Here is a 15,833-nt window from a genome sequence, read left to right on the forward strand (position 1 = left end):
AATATTAATATATTGCGAAGTAGAAGGATAGGAGCTATGCTCCTATTTTTTTATTCAAAAGAAAGTATACTTTTTTCAGTTATTATAAAATCCATTCTTTTATCGTGATTCTCAGAAAATACATCATCTACAAGTTGAAAATCAAAACATACTCCAACTCTTATTGCATCTGTACTCTCTAAAAATCTATCATAATATCCTCCACCATATCCGGTCCTATATCCATTCTTGTCAAAGACAGAACCAGGAACTACTACAACATCTAAAAGAGAAGGAACAATTATCGGAGCATCCACATTTGGTTCTAAAATCCCATAAGCTCCAGGAACTAAATCATCCAACGAAAAAATCCTTTTAGGGATAAGTTTCTTTTCTTCCTTTAAAGTAACAGGAAGATATACTTCCTTGTCTAAATCTAAAAGAGCCGAAATAATCTCTCTTGTTGCGACTTCATTTCTAAAATCTACATATAGCATAAATTTTGAAGAAGTTTGTATTTTTTCAATAGATAAAAATTGTCTAAAAATATCAGCAGACATTGAAAGTACGTCATTTTTATCAAGAGAGCTCCTAAAAGAAAGTACAGATTTTCTTAAAGAATTCTTTGTATTTGAAGATTTGATTGAATTAATTAAATCTAAAGAAGAAATAATATTCACATCCTTTCTAAAATAAAAATATTTCATAAAAAATTCTATAATATATGGTAAAATTAATTTATTGTATATTGACTATTTAATAAAAAATCTATTCAAAAAATAATATAGATAACAAAATCGATATTGTCAATAATAGGGTATAGTTGGTTAAAAAATAGTATTATACACACGTAGAAATTATTTAAAAATTTATTTGAAAGGGATGTTAAGGGTGAAGTCTAAATTTAATAAAAAGACTATAATAACTGTAATTTTAACTGTTATTATTACAGTAGCAGCTACACTTGTTGGGGAAGTTGGATTAGGGCTAGTAGCTGTAATTCCAAAGAGTGATTATAACAAATATCAAAAGTTTAATAAACTTATAGCTATGGAAGAGATGATAAAGAAAACATACTACAAGGATGTTAAGGAGCAAGACCTTATAGATGGAGCTATGAAAGGTTTATTTATGGGAACTGGCGATCTTTATTCTGGATACTTTACAGAAGAAGAAATGCAAAGTGTTATGGATTCTTCTACAGGAAGTTTTGTAGGTATAGGTGTAACTATACTATCTAACCCAGAAAATGGAGTTGTAACAATAGCTAAAGCTTGGGAAACAGGTCCTGCATACAAAGCTGGAATAAGAGCAGGAGATATACTTTATAAAGTAGATAACCTTAATGTAACTTACGATACTGTAGACAAAGCTGTGTCTATAATGAAGGGTGAAAAGGACACCTATGTGAATGTATCTGTTAAGAGAGATGGAAAGATAAAAACATTTAAGATAAAAAGAGCAGAAGTTTCTGAACCAAGCGTAAGTGGAAAAATGCTTGAAAATAAAATAGGATACATAGAATTATCTACATTTGTAGAAAAAACTCCAGAAGACTTCAATAAAGAATTAAATAAACTTAAAAAGCAGCATATGAAAGCATTAATTATCGATTTAAGAGATAATGGTGGTGGATTAGTTGATAAATGCTGTGAAGTTGCTGATACTCTAATAGGTGAAGGAACTATAGTATATACTGAGGATAGAAATGGAAATAAAGAAACTCAGAAATCTGATGCTAAAAAATTAGGATTACCAATCGTATTATTGACTAATGAAAATACTGCATCATCAGCAGAAATTTTAACCGGTGCAATATTAGGAAATAAAGCAGGTATATCTGTAGGAACAAAAACATTTGGAAAAGGTATAGTACAGTCTGTTATAAGTTTAAAAGATGGTTCAGGATATAAATTAACTACTGAGCAGTACTTTACTCCAGACGGAAAAACTATACATAAAAAAGGCATAAAACCTACAATAGAAGAAAAAGATACAGAAAAACAGCTTCAGAGAGCTATTGACTACATAGAAAATGGAAAATAAAAAAATCATTATAAAAAATAAATTTTAAAATGATTGAGAAAATAGAAGGTTATTTCTTAAATATATAGAATATCAACTATAGAGGGATAAAATGTGATGCAGAATGATTTATTCTGAAAAAATAATGAGAAAGTATCCCACATTATTAATCTAAGTTGAAATGGGAAGTGATCTTATGAAAGAGTCTGAGAATAAGATTGTGTATTTCGAGGATTATAAAAAGAAACAAAATAAAAATAGCTCTGAGGTAGATAGGAAAGAGTTACTAGAGCTTTTAAAAAAGTATATAGCTACTAAATAAAAAAAGAACTGTCGGCATATTAATGCGTGGCAGTTCTTTGATTTATTGGGTATAATAAGTATATATCAATAAAGATATATTATTAATAAAAATATATAGAATAATTATTTTAGAGGTGGAGAAAATGAATTTACTGAGCAGTATTTCAAGGAATATTTATCCTCTTAATAAGAGGAGTATGGATGCAGCCCAGGATAGATGGAATAATCTTATTCATCCAAAAGGAAGTCTAGGAAGGGTTGAGGACATTTGTGTACAGATGGCAGGTATATATGAAACAGAAAAATTTGATATACCTAAAAAAGCAATAATAGCTTTTGGTGCAGACCACGGTGTATATGAAGAGGGTGTTGCGCCTAATTCACAGGAAATTACAAAGATACAGTTCCCTAACTTTGCAAAAGGACTATGCGGAGTAGGTGCGCTTTCTAGATATGCAGGAGCTGATATGGTTGCTGTAGATGTTGGAATTAATTGTGATGAGCCACTTGAAGGGGTAATAGATAGAAAGATTAGAAAAGGAACATCTAATATGGCAAAAGGACCAGCCATGACTAGAGAAGAAGCTGTAGAGTCTATAGAAATAGGTATAGAAATAGCTGAGGAGTGTATAGTTAAAGATTATAGAATAATTGGAATTGGAGAGATGGGAATAGCAAATACTACTCCAAGTACAGCTATAATTTCTGTAATGACAGGAAAACTTCCAGAAGAAATAACAGGAAGTGGATCAGGTTTATCTGCTGATAAAATAAAACATAAAGCACAGGTTATAGGAAAGGCTATAGAGCTTAATAACCCTAACCCTACAGATGGTATAGAAGTGCTTGAAAAAATAGGTGGATTTGAAATAGGGGCTATGACTGGAGTTATAATGGGATGTGCTGCAAATAGAATACCAGTAGTTATAGATGGGTATATATCTTACGCAGCTGCACTTATAGCGTATAAAATAAACCCAGGAACTAGAGATTATCTAATAGCTTCTCATAAATCAGATGAACCAGGAAGTGATGCAGCACTTGAACTTTTAAAACTTAGTCCTATATTAAATATGAATATGAGATTAGGTGAAGGAAGTGGAGCAGCATTAGCTTTCAATGTTATAGATGCATCTGTATACGCATATAACAATATGGCTACTTTTGAGGAAGTAGGGATGAAAATTTAGATGAGTAATATAGTTTTTGTAACAGGTGGAGCAAAATCTGGCAAAAGTGCTTTTGCAGAATCTTTATGTTTAGAAAAAAATAATAGAACTGGATATATAGCTACATCAATTCCATTTGACGATGAGATGAAAGAAAAGGTAAGACTGCATAAAGAGAGAAGACCATCTAATTGGACAACATACGAAATTTACGAGGATGTATTTAAGGTAATAGAGAATGTATCAAAAGAATGTGATACAGTTATGCTTGATTGCATAACGCTTATGGTAAATAATTTAATGTTCAAATATGATATGAATCCACAAGATTTTTCAAATGAAGAGTTAGAAAAGATGGATGAGTATATATTCAACCAGTTTGAAAAGCTAATTGAAGAAATACGAAATACAGACCTATACTTTGTATTTGTAACTAATGAAATTGGAATGGGTGTAGTGCCAGCTAATAAGCTTAGCAGAATATATGCAAACACAGCTGGAAAGATTAACCAATATGTAGCATCAAATAGTGATGAGGCATATTTAGTAATTAGCGGAATCCCTGTTAAGATAAAGTAAAGGTTGAGATGATAGACTTATTCACAAAAGAAATTTGAAAGGTTGGGATAGATATGAAAAGATTTTTAGGAACTTTAGGGTTCTTGACCAGAATACCAGTAAAAACTGGTGGAGAATTCGACGAAGAATTCCACAAAGGTATGTATTATTTTCCACTAGTTGGATTTATAATAGGGATAATAACTTATCTTGTAAGTCTTCTAGTTGGAATAATGTTTCCAAGTGATGCCCTTGTAATAGCTATAATAGCTGTATTTACAGAGGTATTCCTAACAGGAGCACTACATTTAGATGGACTAGGAGATACAGCAGATGCATTTTTCAGCAATAGAGATAAGGATAGAATGTTAGAAATAATGAAAGATTCTAGACTTGGAACAAATTCTCTACTTGTAATTATGTTTACGATACTTATAAAAATAGGTGTTATCGTTACATTCTTAAACCGGGGAATGTCTTATATGATAGCGATAATGCCAATGGTTTCAAGATTAGTTGTCATTCTACTTGCTAGAAAGACTGAAAGCCCTAGAGAAAACGGAATGGGAAATGTATTTATTGGAAAGGCTACAATGCCAATGATTATAGTTGGTTTAGTATACACTTTAATCTTATCAGCGGGATTTTTATACATAATAAATGGAATGAGTGTTGCTGGTATGTATGCACCTATGGGATGTATATGTATAGGCATAGTTGTTGCAGCTATTGCAATGCTTCTAATTAAGAGAAGTTCTAATAAGAAGATAGGTGGAATAACTGGCGATGTACTAGGATGTGGAATAGAAGTAGCAGAAGTTGTATTTATACTAGTTGTGTATTTTACAGCAGTACTTCTTTTCTAAATATAAATTGATAAGTAAAAGCAAGATAATAACTACTGTTTGCGTCACAGTTCCGACGCCTAGTTATAACCACAAAGTGGTTGGCGTTTCCAAGTGTTGTAAACTAGTAGTTATTATACTTGCTTTTTTATTATTATATCTAGAAAATTAGTACTATTGTAAATTTGGCTAAATGTATTATTATAATAAAATAAATGAAAATGATGGGTTGTTATGAAAGGTGAGCTATGAAGAGATTGGTTTTTATTAGGCACGCATCTACTGTAGCCAACGAGAATGGACTACTTTGTGGAAGCATGGAAACAGATATAAGTGAAAAAGGTAAGTTAGAAATAGATTACCTAAAAAATAAAATAGAAAAATTAAAACAAGAAGGTAATTGGAAATTTTCAAAAGTATATGTTTCAAATTCCAAGAGAACAGAAGAAACAGTTAAAGATATAGCCGATATAGAGAATTTAGAGATTATAAAAATTAAAGATCTTGGAGAAATAGATTTTGGTGATTTTGAAGGAAAAACTTTTGAATGGATAAAAAATGAGTATCCAAAAGAGTACGATAAGCTTTGTACTGAAGGCTTTGATTATAGATATCCAAATGGAGAAAATGCAATTGAAGCATATGAAAAGAATAAAAGAGCTATAGAGTATATTTTAGAAGATATGGAAGACGATAGCACAGCTATAATTTGTGCACATGGTGGAAGTATAAGAAATATACTTTCTTATATGCTTTGTGGGAAGTTGGAAAATCATTGGAACTTTAAAATAGAAAACGCTAAAATTACTGTTTTAGAATACGATTATGGATTTTCAGTACTTACAAAATTGAATTATTAAATAATAAAAATCAAAAATGTTGTAAAAACAACATAACTAACTTCCTTATTGATGTAAGATAAGAGTACATTCAATACAGAGGAGGAATAGATTATGAATAAAATGTTTTGCTTCCAGTGTCAAGAAACTGCTGGATGTTCAGGATGTACTATAAATGGAGTTTGTGGAAAGAAGGCAGCTACTGCAAATCTTCAAGATTTACTTATATATACAACAAAGGGAATTTCTGAGGTTACTACAAATCTTAGAAAAGAAAATAAGGAAGTTGATGTAGAGGTAAATAGAATTATAAGGGATGCGTTATTTACAACGATAACAAATGCAAACTTTGACGACAAAGTTATATTAAATAAGGTTAAATCTATTATGGATATAAAAGAAGAACTTATATCTAAATTAGACGATAGAAGTGTACTTTCAGAGTATGCAGTTTATTATTCAAAAGATGAGGCTGAGCTAAGAGAAAAATCAGAGAATGTCGGAGTTTTAGATACGGAAAACGAAGATATTAGAAGCCTTAGAGAGCTTATAATATACGGATTAAAAGGTATGGCTGCGTATTTAAAACATGCAGGTGTTTTAGGTTTTGAAAATAGTGAAATAGACGCATTTCTACAGAAGGCACTTACAGCTACAACAGATGATAACTTAACTTTACAGGATTTAATAGATTTAACTATGGAAACAGGTAAGTTTGGAGTAGATTCAATGGCACTTCTAGACAATGCCAATACTACATCTTACGGAAATCCTGAGATAACAAAGGTTAATATAGGTGTTAGAAATAATCCAGCGATATTAGTATCTGGACATGATTTAAAAGATATGGAGCAGCTTTTAAAACAGACTGAAGGAACAGGAGTAGATGTTTATACTCATTCAGAAATGTTGCCAGCAAATTATTATCCAAAGTTTAAAAAGTACGATCACTTTGTTGGAAATTATGGAAATGCCTGGTGGAAACAGAAAGAAGAGTTTGAATCATTCAACGGTCCAATACTTCTTACAACAAATTGTTTAGTACCGCCGAGTGAAAGTTATAAGGATAGAGTATATACAACTGGTGCAGTAGGTTTTGAAGGATGTAAACATATAGAAGGTGGATACGGAGAAGAAAAAGATTTTAGCGAAATCATAGAACATGCTAAAAGATGTAATTCTCCAAAAGAAATAGAAACTGGGGAAATAGTTGGTGGTTTTGCACATAATCAGGTAATTGCACTTGCAGATAAGATTGTAGATGCTGTCAAATCAGGAGCAATTAAAAAGTTCGTTGTTATGGCAGGATGTGACGGAAGACAGAAAGGAAGAAGCTATTACACAGAATTCGCAAAATCTCTACCTGAAGATACTGTGATTTTAACTGCTGGATGTGCTAAGTATAGATACAATAAATTAAATTTAGGAGATATCGGTGGAATACCTAGAGTGCTAGATGCAGGTCAGTGCAACGATTCATATTCTTTAGCAGTTATAGCTATGAAACTACAGGAAGTATTTGGTTTAGATGATATAAATGAACTTCCAATAGTTTATAATATAGCTTGGTATGAACAAAAGGCTGTAATAGTATTACTTTCATTACTATATCTTGGAGTAAAAAATATACACTTAGGACCAACATTACCAGCATTCTTATCAGAAAATACTGCTAAGTTCTTGGTTGAAAACTTTGGAATTGCAGGAATAGGAACAGTTGAAGAAGATATAGAAAAATTAATAAAATAGATATAAAAAGGGAGCAGAATTTTACTGCTCTCTTTTTATATGCAAAGTAAATTTATTTTTCTTATACGATATTAATCCATCTGCTTGCATTTTAGATAATTCTGATGATAGTGCACTTCTTTCTACAGATAAGTAGTCTGCAAGTTGCTGACGATTAAATGGAATTTCAAAAGAATTAGATCCAAACTTTGAGGACATGTAATTTAGATAAGAGAGTACTTTTTCTCTAGTATTCTTTTGAGTGATATGCTCTATTTTTCTAGTGAATGCGATATTTTTCATTGCAAAAACAGAAAGCATATTTTTTATTAATTTATTATGGAAGTTGCAAGATGATGGACATGTAGTCATAACTTTATTCATATTCATAGTTAGAATTTCACAATCTGATGATGCTATAGCGTCTACCATAAGAGGTTCGTTGGTAACACAAGCGTAACTTTCAGCAAATATATCGCTTTTAGTTAGTTCAGACATTATTTTTCTATTTCCCCAAATATCTATGTTTTCTATTCTTACAGAACCAGAGATAATTAGACAGACAAAGTCGATATATTCACCTTGATTTAGTATGTAAGATCCTTTTTTATATGATTTCTTTGTTGGTGAAAGACATCCAAGCATAGGAAGAATATCTTTTTCGTCTATATCTTTGAAGATAATTGAGTTTTTTATAGCATTTATATTAGAGTTAGTTATTGTATTCATAATTTAATTCCTTTCAGAGTATAAAATATTTATAAAGCGTTGTAAAAACAACATAACTATTTAATTGATTCTATTATAATATACCCATAAAAAGAAATAAGTAAATTAAAAAACAAATATTAAAATAATATAAAATTTGGAGGGATAAATATGATAAGAAGAATAATAAATATAAACGAAGAAAAATGTAATGGATGTGGACTTTGTGCAGATGCATGCCATGAGGGCGCAATTGGAATGATTGACGGAAAGGCTAAACTTCTAAGAGATGATTATTGTGATGGTTTAGGTGATTGTCTACCTGTTTGCCCAACGGGAGCGATAAGTTTTGAAGAAAGAGAAGCGGCTGCATACGACGAGGTAGCGGTTAAAAAGAGAATGGAAGAGATGAAAAAACAGAAAGAAAAATTACCTTGTGGATGTCCTGGAAGTCAGAGTAGAGAAATAAAAAGAGAAAATAACGTACATAAGATAGAGCTTGGTGTAAAAAAAGAGATGCTAAGAGAAGCAGTTAGTTGCTTATCTCAGTGGCCAGTACAGATAAAATTAGCACCAATAAATGCACCGTATTTCAATGGAGCAAAATTGCTTATAGCAGCTGATTGTACAGCTTATGCTTATGCAAAATTCCACGAAGATTTTATAAAAGGGCACGTTACATTAATAGGATGTCCTAAGTTAGATGAGGGGGATTATTCAGAAAAACTTACTGAGATAATAAAGAACAACGATATAAAAAGTGTAAAAATAGTTAAGATGGAAGTTCCTTGTTGCAAAGGAATAGAAAGAGCAGCTGTTACAGCGATGAAAAATAGTGGAAAATTCCTTCCTTGGCAGGTTGTAACTATAAGCACAGATGGATTTATAGTAGAGTAGTCAAAAAAAATAAATAAATTTGTATAGCTAGAAGAGAAAGTAATAAGAGTTTTTCAAACTCTACGGAGCGTTTATTGAATTATGTTTATTTTCCTATTAATATATTTGTAGGAGGAAGAGATATGGATGCAGAAAAAATTGGAAAAGTTATCAAAGATTGTAGAAAAGAAAAAGGTATGACTCAAAAAGAACTTGCTGAAAAACTTATGATAAGTGACAAGACTATTTCAAAATGGGAGAGAGGACTTGGATGTCCGGATATATCTTTTTTAACAGAGCTTTCAAAAATATTAGGTGTTAATATTGAAAATATATTAAAAGGAAATATTGAAATAAACGACTTTATAGGAGGTAATATGAAAAATTCAAAATACTATGTTTGCCCAATTTGTGGGAATGTAACTATATGCACAGGAAATGCAGAAATTTCTTGTTGTGGTAAAAAATTAGAAGCTTTAGAGCCTAAAAAAGCTGATGAAACGGAAAAATTAAATGTAGAACAGATTGAAAATGATTGGTATATTTCTAGTGAACATCCAATGACAAAGGAACACTATATATCATTTATCGCATTTGCAAAAGGAGATAAGATAGAGATAATCAAACAATATCCAGAGTGGAATCTTCAGACTAGAATTCAGAGAAGAGGCCATGGAAAATTAATGTGGTACTGTACACAACATGGATTCTATTATCAGTATTTATAATCTTGCCGTAATTGTTTATAATAGGAATAGAATTATACTATTATAAAATTAAAGATAAAAGGCAGAGGTGGAATCTAGTGAAATATGTGAAAGAAGATCTTTCCGACGGTTTAAAGAGATGTTTAACAAAGAAAAAAATAAGTGATATAAGTGTAAGTGATATATGTAATGAAACAGGGGTATCTAGGCAGACATTTTATCGTCACTTTAGGGATAAAGAAGACTTAATAAATTGGTCAATAGATGTAATACTAGAAAATTCATTTAAGCACATGGGAAAAGGTGTAAGTTTGAACGATGCATTAAATAGAAAGTTAGATTATATAAAAGAGGAACGTGTATTATTTAACAAGGCTTTTAAGATGGATAATCAAAATAATATGCGTGAACATGATTTTGAGTTAATTTATGCTTTTTATAAGAATATGATTGAATCTAAAAATGGCGAAAAAATAAGCGACGAAATGGACTTTTTATTAAAGATGTACTGCCAGGGATCTGTGTATATGACAGCAGAATGGGTGCTAGGTGGCTGTAAGTCCGAAGTTAGCACAGTTGTAGATAATTTAATAGCTGCTATGCCATATAAATTATCACTGCTATTTGAGGAATTAAATTTAATTTAGTGACAGATTGTTATTTTTGTAACTTCCTTTTAGATGTTTTATATTGTTATAATATAGACAAAGATAAATGTGTAAATAAAGATTTACAAGATATAAGTAAATTATCAATAAAAAGGAGATATGAAAAATGGCAAATCGTATAGTATTAAATGAAACTTCTTATCATGGAAAAGGAGCAATAAAAGAAATCGTAACAGAAACAAAAGCAAGAGGATTTAAAAAAGCTTTTGTATGTACTGACCCTGATTTATTAAAATTCAATGTGTCTACAAAGGTTATAGATTTATTAGATGAAGCTAACTTAGCATATGAAGTTTATTCAGATATAAAAGCAAACCCTACAATAGCTAATGTTAAAGCTGGTGTTGAAGCGTATAAAAATAGTGGAGCTGACTACATAATAGCTATAGGTGGAGGAAGTAGTATAGATACTGCTAAAGCTGTAGGTATAATAATAGCAAACCCTGATTTTGAAGATGTTGTATCATTAGAAGGTGTTGCAGGAACTACTAACAAAGCTGTTCCAATATTCGCAGTTCCAACTACTGCAGGTACAGCAGCAGAAGTAACAATAAACTATGTAATAACTGATGAAAACAAAGACCGTAAAATGGTTTGTGTAGACCCTAAAGATATACCAGTAGTAGCATTTGTAGATCCTGATATGATGTCTAGTATGCCAAAAGGACTTACAGCAGCAACTGGTATGGATGCTTTAACTCATGCAATAGAAGGATATATAACTCCAGGTGCTTGGGAAATGAGTGATATGTTCCACATAAAAGCTATAGAAATAATAGCAAATTCACTAGAAGCAGCTTGCAATAATGAAGAAGCTGGTCGTGAAGGTATGGCATTAGGTCAGTATATAGCTGGTATGGGATTTTCTAATGTTGGATTAGGAATAGTTCATTCAATGGCTCACCCTCTAGGTGCTTTATACGATACTCCTCATGGTGTAGCTAATGCGATAATACTTCCAACAGTAATGGAATACAATGCAGAATACACAGGAGAAAAATATCGTGATATAGCAAAAGCTATGGGGGTTGAAGGTACTGAAAACATGACCCCTGAAGAATACCGTAAAGCAGCTGTTGATGCAGTTAAAGGTTTAAGTGAAAGAGTTGGAATACCAGCAGATTTAAAAGATATAGTTAAAGAAGAAGACTTAGATTTCTTAAGTGAAAGTGCATTTGCAGATGCTTGCTGTCCAGGAAATCCAAGACAAACATCAGTAGAAGAGATAAAAGAACTATACAAATCATTAATATAATTAATTTGATTATAATATAGAGCTAAATTTTATATAAAAATATAAGGGATAAGAGTAGTAGCGAGAAAATAGCTATTAATCTTATCCCTTTACTTTTTTATTATACAGTTTTTATTGATATTGCTGTTATCGGAGTTCCAACAACACTGTAGTATTCTACTATATCGGCTTCGTATAGAACACCGTCTATTCTTATTAAAGCTGGTAAATCCATAGATATGTACTCAAAATTTTCAAACTGAGAGCAGTATTTATTTAATTCCTCGAAAAATTCTTCCATTGTTTCAATTCTCTTATCCATTTCTATGTATAGAGTTTTGTTTTTCTTAGCAGAAATTGATGAGTTTAAGCTATTTGATATATTTTTTAGGTATAAAAACTCTAAAAACCACATAACTAAGATTGTTAAAACAGCAGAATTTATAAACATCTTAAATATAAATGGGATTAAAATTGATACAGCAGATATCACTACACATATCATCATAATCCAATAAACTCCAGTTATACCATTTAATACATGGTAAGTGGATCTTAAATCTTGATTTAATTCTCTAAATAATATAGTAAAAAATCCTATTAATATAGAAGATGCCAACATTATAGGTGCTAGATTTTGTGAAGCTAGAGTGTTTTCATTGTGTGTTAAAAAAACGGACACCATATAAACTGAGAATATAGCAAATCCTAAAAATGATCCTTGTATTATCGAATTTTTAAAGTATTCTTTGTAATTTTGTTTTATTAAATTTATACTACTTGTCATATTATTTCCCTCCAGTCAAAACTTCTTTTAATTTCTTTACATAATTTCTAGAGATATACACTTCTTGTCCGTTTATTAGTTCAGCTTTCATAAGCCCACTTGCAGCAGGTTTATATACTGAAACACATCTCAAGTTTAAAATACTAGACTTAGATATTCTTAAAAAATATGTTGGAAGTATTTTTTCAAGTTCGTAAAGTCTTTTACTGCATTTGTAAGAATTATTTTGAGTGTGCAAAATCTGTATATTTGACGAACTTTCGATAAAGATTATCTCAAAGAAAGGAACATAGTGAAGTTTACCGTCTACAGTACAGGCTATATTTTCTGTTCTAAAATTTTCTTTTTCTAAGTATGAGATAATTTCGTCTGAGTGTTGATTAGATTTATGTAAATTTAATATTGCATTTTCTTGTTTTTCTTCTTCAATATGATTTAATGTAACTTTCAATTTATTCACCTCGATGTTAATAGCTATTATCAGATTAAAGATGTATCTTTGAGTCAATAAAGATTATTTATCTTTAAGTTAATGATAAACGAAAGAGTTTTTAACGTCTATAGAAATACGCTTAGAGGTATTAAATGTATATGTAAGAGGAAGAAATTTTATATATTGACGAATATCGATATAAAATGTATAATTTAAATATCGATAATTATCAATGTATGAGGTGAGATTATGAAAACTAAGTTATATTTACTTACAGGATTTTTAGGTTCAGGAAAAACAACTCTTCTTCTTGAAATGCTGAAGAGATTAGATAATAAAAAAATTGGCGTTATACAGAATGAAATTGGAAAGATAAGTATAGACGGTGAAATTTTAAGAAATGACGATATACAGATGGTGGAACTAAATAGAGGCTCTATATTCTGTTCTTGTTTAAAATTAAACTTTGTACAGGCACTTGCAGATATGACAGAAAAAGATTTTGAGTATCTTTTTGTTGAGAGTTCTGGGATAGGAGATCCATCTAATTTAGATGAGATATTAAAGGCTGTGACAGTTATAGCCGGAGATAAGTACGAGTTTAAGGGAGCTATTTGTTTAGCAGATGCAATAAACTTTGAAAATCAGCTAGAAGAAGATGAGGCAGTTGAAAGACAGATAAAACACTGCAATATGGCTATAATAACAAAGAGCGATGTTACAGGAGATGAAGGATTTGAAAAAGTACTTAATAAGATAAAAGAGATAAATCCTATCTGTAGAGTAGAAAAAAGTGTAAATGGTGTAATGGACTATTCATTCTTAGATGAGGACTTAGTTCAGTACAAATGGGCAGAGTCTGAGGAATCAACAAATTCTGTAGAAACTAAACCAAAGACATTATTCTTAAATTTTGAAGGTGAAGTAGAGCAGGAAAAATTAACAGCATTCCTTGAAGATATGGCAGATGATGTTTATAGAATGAAGGGATTTTTCAATCTTAAAGGAGAAGGTTGGAATCAGGTAGATGTTGTAGGGAAGAAGATAGATTATAAACCTTGCAGTGATAAAGGAAACTCTCAGCTTGTGTTTATTTCTAAAAAAGGACCAGCTATAATCAAGAAGATATTCTCTAGTTGGGAAGAGAGAGTTGGATTAGAAATGAAATTAAAAAATTAAAAATAGGAAAAAATGGCTATTGCGTGTATTTATGCAGTAGCCATTTTTAATTTATTTATAATATGGATTTAATATTCTCTTATTGTAGTTTTGTTAATATGAAAAGACGGATAAAAATAGGAGAGATAAAAATGGGAAAAAAGAAGAATAAAACAAAGGAAAGATATAAGAATTTAACACTACTACATTCAAATGATTTGCATGGGGATTTTTTAGCTGAAAAGATAAATAAAGATCTTGTCGGAGGTGTTTCGATGCTTTCTGGATATATAAACAAGGTAAGAAATGAAGAACAGAATGTTATATACGCAATATCAGGTGATATGTTTAGAGGTTCTGTTATAGATAGCGAATATAAAGGAATTTCAACAATAGAAATAATGAATTTACTTGGACCAGATGTGGCTACTATAGGTAACCATGAGGTCGATTACGGAATAGCACATCTTTTATTTATTGAAAAATGTGCGACATTCCCAATTATAAACGCAAATATGTATATTGCGACAAATGGAAATAGATTATTTAGACCATATAAGATAATAAAGATAAACGGAATGAAGATAATGTTTATCGGTTTGATTACAGAGATGGTTCTTGCAAGAACAAAGTTAGAAAGTATGATAGGACCATTTATAGATATAAATGATGCTGTTGAAGAAGTAGGTAAGGTTTGTAATGCATATAAGCCAGATGATGTCGATTTAACTGTACTTTTAACTCATATTGGATTTGAAGCGGATAGAGTATTAGCATCTAAATTAAAACCTGAATGGGGGATAAATATGATTATCGGTGGTCATACACATACATTTTTAGACGAGCCAGAAGTGGTAAATGGGATTCCGATAGTTCAGGCTGGTATAGGAACTTCTCAGATTGGCAGATTTGATTTAATTATAGATACGAAAAAAAATAAAATAGCTTCATATAAATGGAATACAATTCCTATAAAGGACGAGTACTGCCCGAGAGATGAGGAACTAGAAGATTTAATAATGACATATAAATACGAGGTTGATAAAAAATATGGAAAAATAATAACTAGATTGAATAGACTGTTGACACATCCTGAAAGGAGAAGAGAAACAGAGGCTGGAAATTTAATGGCAGATATTCACAAAGAGATTGCAGGGGTGGATATTATGTTTTTAGGAAGTGGAAGTTTGAGAAAACAGAGATTAGGGCCTGTTGTTACACTTGGAGATTTAACAGAATTTTACCCTTATGACGACGAAATATTTGTGGCAAAGGCAAGTGGAAAGGTTATTAAAAAATTTGTATCTAGTATGATAAGAAAAGCACTCGATGTTGATACTGTAAGTGAATTTTATCAAGTTTCGTACGGAAGTGAGTTTGTTTGGTCAAAGTCTGAGAATAAGTTGATAAAAGCAGAACTAGATGGAGAAAAGATAAAGGATGATAAGAAGTATACGATAGCTATTCAGAGATATCATCTTGAAAATCTTGAAAAAAATCTTGGAATTAAAAAGAAAGATTTTGATAGTGAGTTTAGGTGTACGTCTACTTCTGGATTCCAGGTTGTGGAAGAGTATTTGGCTAGTCATACACATTTAGATTCTGTGGTTGAAGGAAGGATAAAAATTAAAGAATAAATAATAGTAGATAGTAATATAGATAAACAATATTAGTTATATCAAAATGTGTTGATGAATTATGAATTGATTCTACCTGGGTGAACAAGTGAAGTAAGCTCACTTTAAACTCAGATAGGATCAATTTTTATGTGTAAAAGTAGTGTAACAGTAGAACAAAATTGAATATATACCTGATA

17 protein-coding genes are annotated in these 15,833 nt (G+C 30.8%); 13 read left to right on the top strand and 4 right to left on the bottom strand.

Annotated features, from left to right (window positions below; genetic code table 11):
* Nucleotides 1–50: 50 nt before the first annotated feature.
* Nucleotides 51–686 (bottom strand): 5-formyltetrahydrofolate cyclo-ligase, encoded by a 636-nt coding sequence (locus tag DWX74_RS09100; RefSeq protein ID WP_118549669.1) that lies wholly within the window; start codon nucleotides 684–686, stop codon nucleotides 51–53.
* 175 nt (nucleotides 687–861) lie between these two features.
* Here DWX74_RS09100 and DWX74_RS09105 point away from each other — a divergent pair, with 175 nt between their 5' ends.
* The 7 genes from DWX74_RS09105 (at nucleotide 862) to hcp (ending at nucleotide 7,467) form a co-directional block, all read left to right on the top strand.
* Entirely contained in the window at nucleotides 862–2,025 is a 1,164-nt protein-coding gene (locus DWX74_RS09105; protein ID WP_286164295.1) for a S41 family peptidase, read from the top strand.
* A gap of 175 nt (nucleotides 2,026–2,200) precedes the next feature.
* Entirely contained in the window at nucleotides 2,201–2,326 is a 126-nt protein-coding gene (locus DWX74_RS11305; protein WP_259371697.1) for a hypothetical protein, read from the top strand.
* 124 nt (nucleotides 2,327–2,450) lie between these two features.
* Nucleotides 2,451–3,497, top strand: coding sequence for a nicotinate-nucleotide--dimethylbenzimidazole phosphoribosyltransferase (gene cobT, locus DWX74_RS09110; RefSeq protein WP_118549671.1), 1,047 nt, complete (start codon nucleotides 2,451–2,453; stop codon nucleotides 3,495–3,497).
* Nucleotides 3,498–4,055, top strand: coding sequence for a bifunctional adenosylcobinamide kinase/adenosylcobinamide-phosphate guanylyltransferase (gene cobU / locus DWX74_RS09115; protein WP_118549672.1), 558 nt, complete (start codon nucleotides 3,498–3,500; stop codon nucleotides 4,053–4,055). It abuts the gene before it with no gap.
* A gap of 53 nt (nucleotides 4,056–4,108) precedes the next feature.
* Nucleotides 4,109–4,900: an adenosylcobinamide-GDP ribazoletransferase gene (cobS, locus tag DWX74_RS09120; RefSeq protein WP_118549673.1), complete on the top strand. Its 792-nt coding sequence runs from the start codon at nucleotides 4,109–4,111 to the stop codon at nucleotides 4,898–4,900.
* 227 nt (nucleotides 4,901–5,127) lie between these two features.
* A complete protein-coding gene (locus DWX74_RS09125) occupies nucleotides 5,128–5,739 on the top strand; it encodes a histidine phosphatase family protein (protein ID WP_118549674.1) in 612 nt (203 codons plus the stop codon).
* Between the two features lie 93 nt (nucleotides 5,740–5,832).
* On the top strand, nucleotides 5,833–7,467 hold the full coding sequence (gene hcp / locus DWX74_RS09130; protein ID WP_330415679.1) for a hydroxylamine reductase: 1,635 nt from the start codon (nucleotides 5,833–5,835) through the stop codon (nucleotides 7,465–7,467).
* A 21-nt stretch (nucleotides 7,468–7,488) separates the two neighbouring features.
* Here hcp and DWX74_RS09135 read toward each other — a convergent pair whose 3' ends face one another.
* On the bottom strand, nucleotides 7,489–8,175 hold the full coding sequence (locus tag DWX74_RS09135; RefSeq protein WP_118549676.1) for a Crp/Fnr family transcriptional regulator: 687 nt from the start codon (nucleotides 8,173–8,175) through the stop codon (nucleotides 7,489–7,491).
* A gap of 150 nt (nucleotides 8,176–8,325) precedes the next feature.
* On the opposite strand from DWX74_RS09135, the gene DWX74_RS09140 reads away from it, so the two are divergent.
* From DWX74_RS09140 to fucO, 4 genes are all read left to right on the top strand, one after another.
* Nucleotides 8,326–9,051, top strand: coding sequence for an ATP-binding protein (locus DWX74_RS09140; RefSeq protein WP_118549677.1), 726 nt, complete (start codon nucleotides 8,326–8,328; stop codon nucleotides 9,049–9,051).
* A 122-nt stretch (nucleotides 9,052–9,173) separates the two neighbouring features.
* The gene (locus tag DWX74_RS09145; RefSeq protein WP_118549678.1) at nucleotides 9,174–9,758 is read left to right on the top strand and encodes a helix-turn-helix domain-containing protein; all 585 of its coding nucleotides are present in this window, start codon (nucleotides 9,174–9,176) and stop codon (nucleotides 9,756–9,758) included.
* A 77-nt stretch (nucleotides 9,759–9,835) separates the two neighbouring features.
* Nucleotides 9,836–10,384, top strand: a complete 549-nt coding sequence (locus DWX74_RS09150) for a TetR/AcrR family transcriptional regulator (protein WP_286164297.1) — start codon at nucleotides 9,836–9,838, stop codon at nucleotides 10,382–10,384.
* Between the two features lie 127 nt (nucleotides 10,385–10,511).
* Nucleotides 10,512–11,660 carry a lactaldehyde reductase gene (gene fucO / locus DWX74_RS09155; protein WP_118549679.1) on the top strand — a complete coding sequence of 383 codons (1,149 nt, stop codon included), beginning with the start codon at nucleotides 10,512–10,514 and terminating at the stop codon, nucleotides 11,658–11,660.
* Between the two features lie 100 nt (nucleotides 11,661–11,760).
* On the opposite strand, the gene DWX74_RS09160 is transcribed toward fucO, so the two are convergent.
* Together DWX74_RS09160 and DWX74_RS09165 are read right to left on the bottom strand one after the other, a co-directional pair.
* Nucleotides 11,761–12,426 (bottom strand): DUF4318 domain-containing protein, encoded by a 666-nt coding sequence (locus DWX74_RS09160; RefSeq protein ID WP_118549680.1) that lies wholly within the window; start codon nucleotides 12,424–12,426, stop codon nucleotides 11,761–11,763.
* Between the two features lies 1 nt (nucleotide 12,427).
* Nucleotides 12,428–12,877 carry a LytTR family DNA-binding domain-containing protein gene (locus tag DWX74_RS09165; RefSeq protein WP_158573263.1) on the bottom strand — a complete coding sequence of 150 codons (450 nt, stop codon included), beginning with the start codon at nucleotides 12,875–12,877 and terminating at the stop codon, nucleotides 12,428–12,430.
* A 231-nt stretch (nucleotides 12,878–13,108) separates the two neighbouring features.
* On the opposite strand from DWX74_RS09165, the gene DWX74_RS09170 reads away from it, so the two are divergent.
* Complete coding sequence (locus DWX74_RS09170; protein ID WP_118549682.1) at nucleotides 13,109–14,038, top strand: CobW family GTP-binding protein; 930 nt, start codon at nucleotides 13,109–13,111, stop codon at nucleotides 14,036–14,038.
* A 131-nt stretch (nucleotides 14,039–14,169) separates the two neighbouring features.
* Nucleotides 14,170–15,654 carry a bifunctional metallophosphatase/5'-nucleotidase gene (locus DWX74_RS09175; RefSeq protein WP_286164298.1) on the top strand — a complete coding sequence of 495 codons (1,485 nt, stop codon included), beginning with the start codon at nucleotides 14,170–14,172 and terminating at the stop codon, nucleotides 15,652–15,654.
* Nucleotides 15,655–15,833: the final 179 nt, after the last annotated feature.

It is taken from the genome of Peptoclostridium sp. AF21-18 (assembly GCF_003478825.1).
Classification (GTDB): domain Bacteria; phylum Bacillota; class Clostridia; order Peptostreptococcales; family Peptostreptococcaceae; genus Peptacetobacter.

What these genes read in the sequence shown, in the direction of transcription:
- DWX74_RS09100 (WP_118549669.1), bottom strand. Translation starts at nt 686, where the DNA reads ATGAAATATTTTTATTTTAGAAAGGATGTGAATATTATTTCTTCTTTA.
- DWX74_RS09105 (WP_286164295.1), top strand. Translation starts at nt 862, where the DNA reads ATGTTAAGGGTGAAGTCTAAATTTAATAAAAAGACTATAATAACTGTA.
- DWX74_RS11305 (WP_259371697.1), top strand. Translation starts at nt 2,201, where the DNA reads ATGAAAGAGTCTGAGAATAAGATTGTGTATTTCGAGGATTATAAAAAG.
- cobT (WP_118549671.1), top strand. Translation starts at nt 2,451, where the DNA reads ATGAATTTACTGAGCAGTATTTCAAGGAATATTTATCCTCTTAATAAG.
- cobU (WP_118549672.1), top strand. Translation starts at nt 3,498, where the DNA reads ATGAGTAATATAGTTTTTGTAACAGGTGGAGCAAAATCTGGCAAAAGT.
- cobS (WP_118549673.1), top strand. Translation starts at nt 4,109, where the DNA reads ATGAAAAGATTTTTAGGAACTTTAGGGTTCTTGACCAGAATACCAGTA.
- DWX74_RS09125 (WP_118549674.1), top strand. Translation starts at nt 5,128, where the DNA reads ATGAAGAGATTGGTTTTTATTAGGCACGCATCTACTGTAGCCAACGAG.
- hcp (WP_330415679.1), top strand. Translation starts at nt 5,833, where the DNA reads ATGAATAAAATGTTTTGCTTCCAGTGTCAAGAAACTGCTGGATGTTCA.
- DWX74_RS09135 (WP_118549676.1), bottom strand. Translation starts at nt 8,175, where the DNA reads ATGAATACAATAACTAACTCTAATATAAATGCTATAAAAAACTCAATT.
- DWX74_RS09140 (WP_118549677.1), top strand. Translation starts at nt 8,326, where the DNA reads ATGATAAGAAGAATAATAAATATAAACGAAGAAAAATGTAATGGATGT.
- DWX74_RS09145 (WP_118549678.1), top strand. Translation starts at nt 9,174, where the DNA reads ATGGATGCAGAAAAAATTGGAAAAGTTATCAAAGATTGTAGAAAAGAA.
- fucO (WP_118549679.1), top strand. Translation starts at nt 10,512, where the DNA reads ATGGCAAATCGTATAGTATTAAATGAAACTTCTTATCATGGAAAAGGA.
- DWX74_RS09160 (WP_118549680.1), bottom strand. Translation starts at nt 12,426, where the DNA reads ATGACAAGTAGTATAAATTTAATAAAACAAAATTACAAAGAATACTTT.
- DWX74_RS09170 (WP_118549682.1), top strand. Translation starts at nt 13,109, where the DNA reads ATGAAAACTAAGTTATATTTACTTACAGGATTTTTAGGTTCAGGAAAA.
- DWX74_RS09175 (WP_286164298.1), top strand. Translation starts at nt 14,170, where the DNA reads ATGGGAAAAAAGAAGAATAAAACAAAGGAAAGATATAAGAATTTAACA.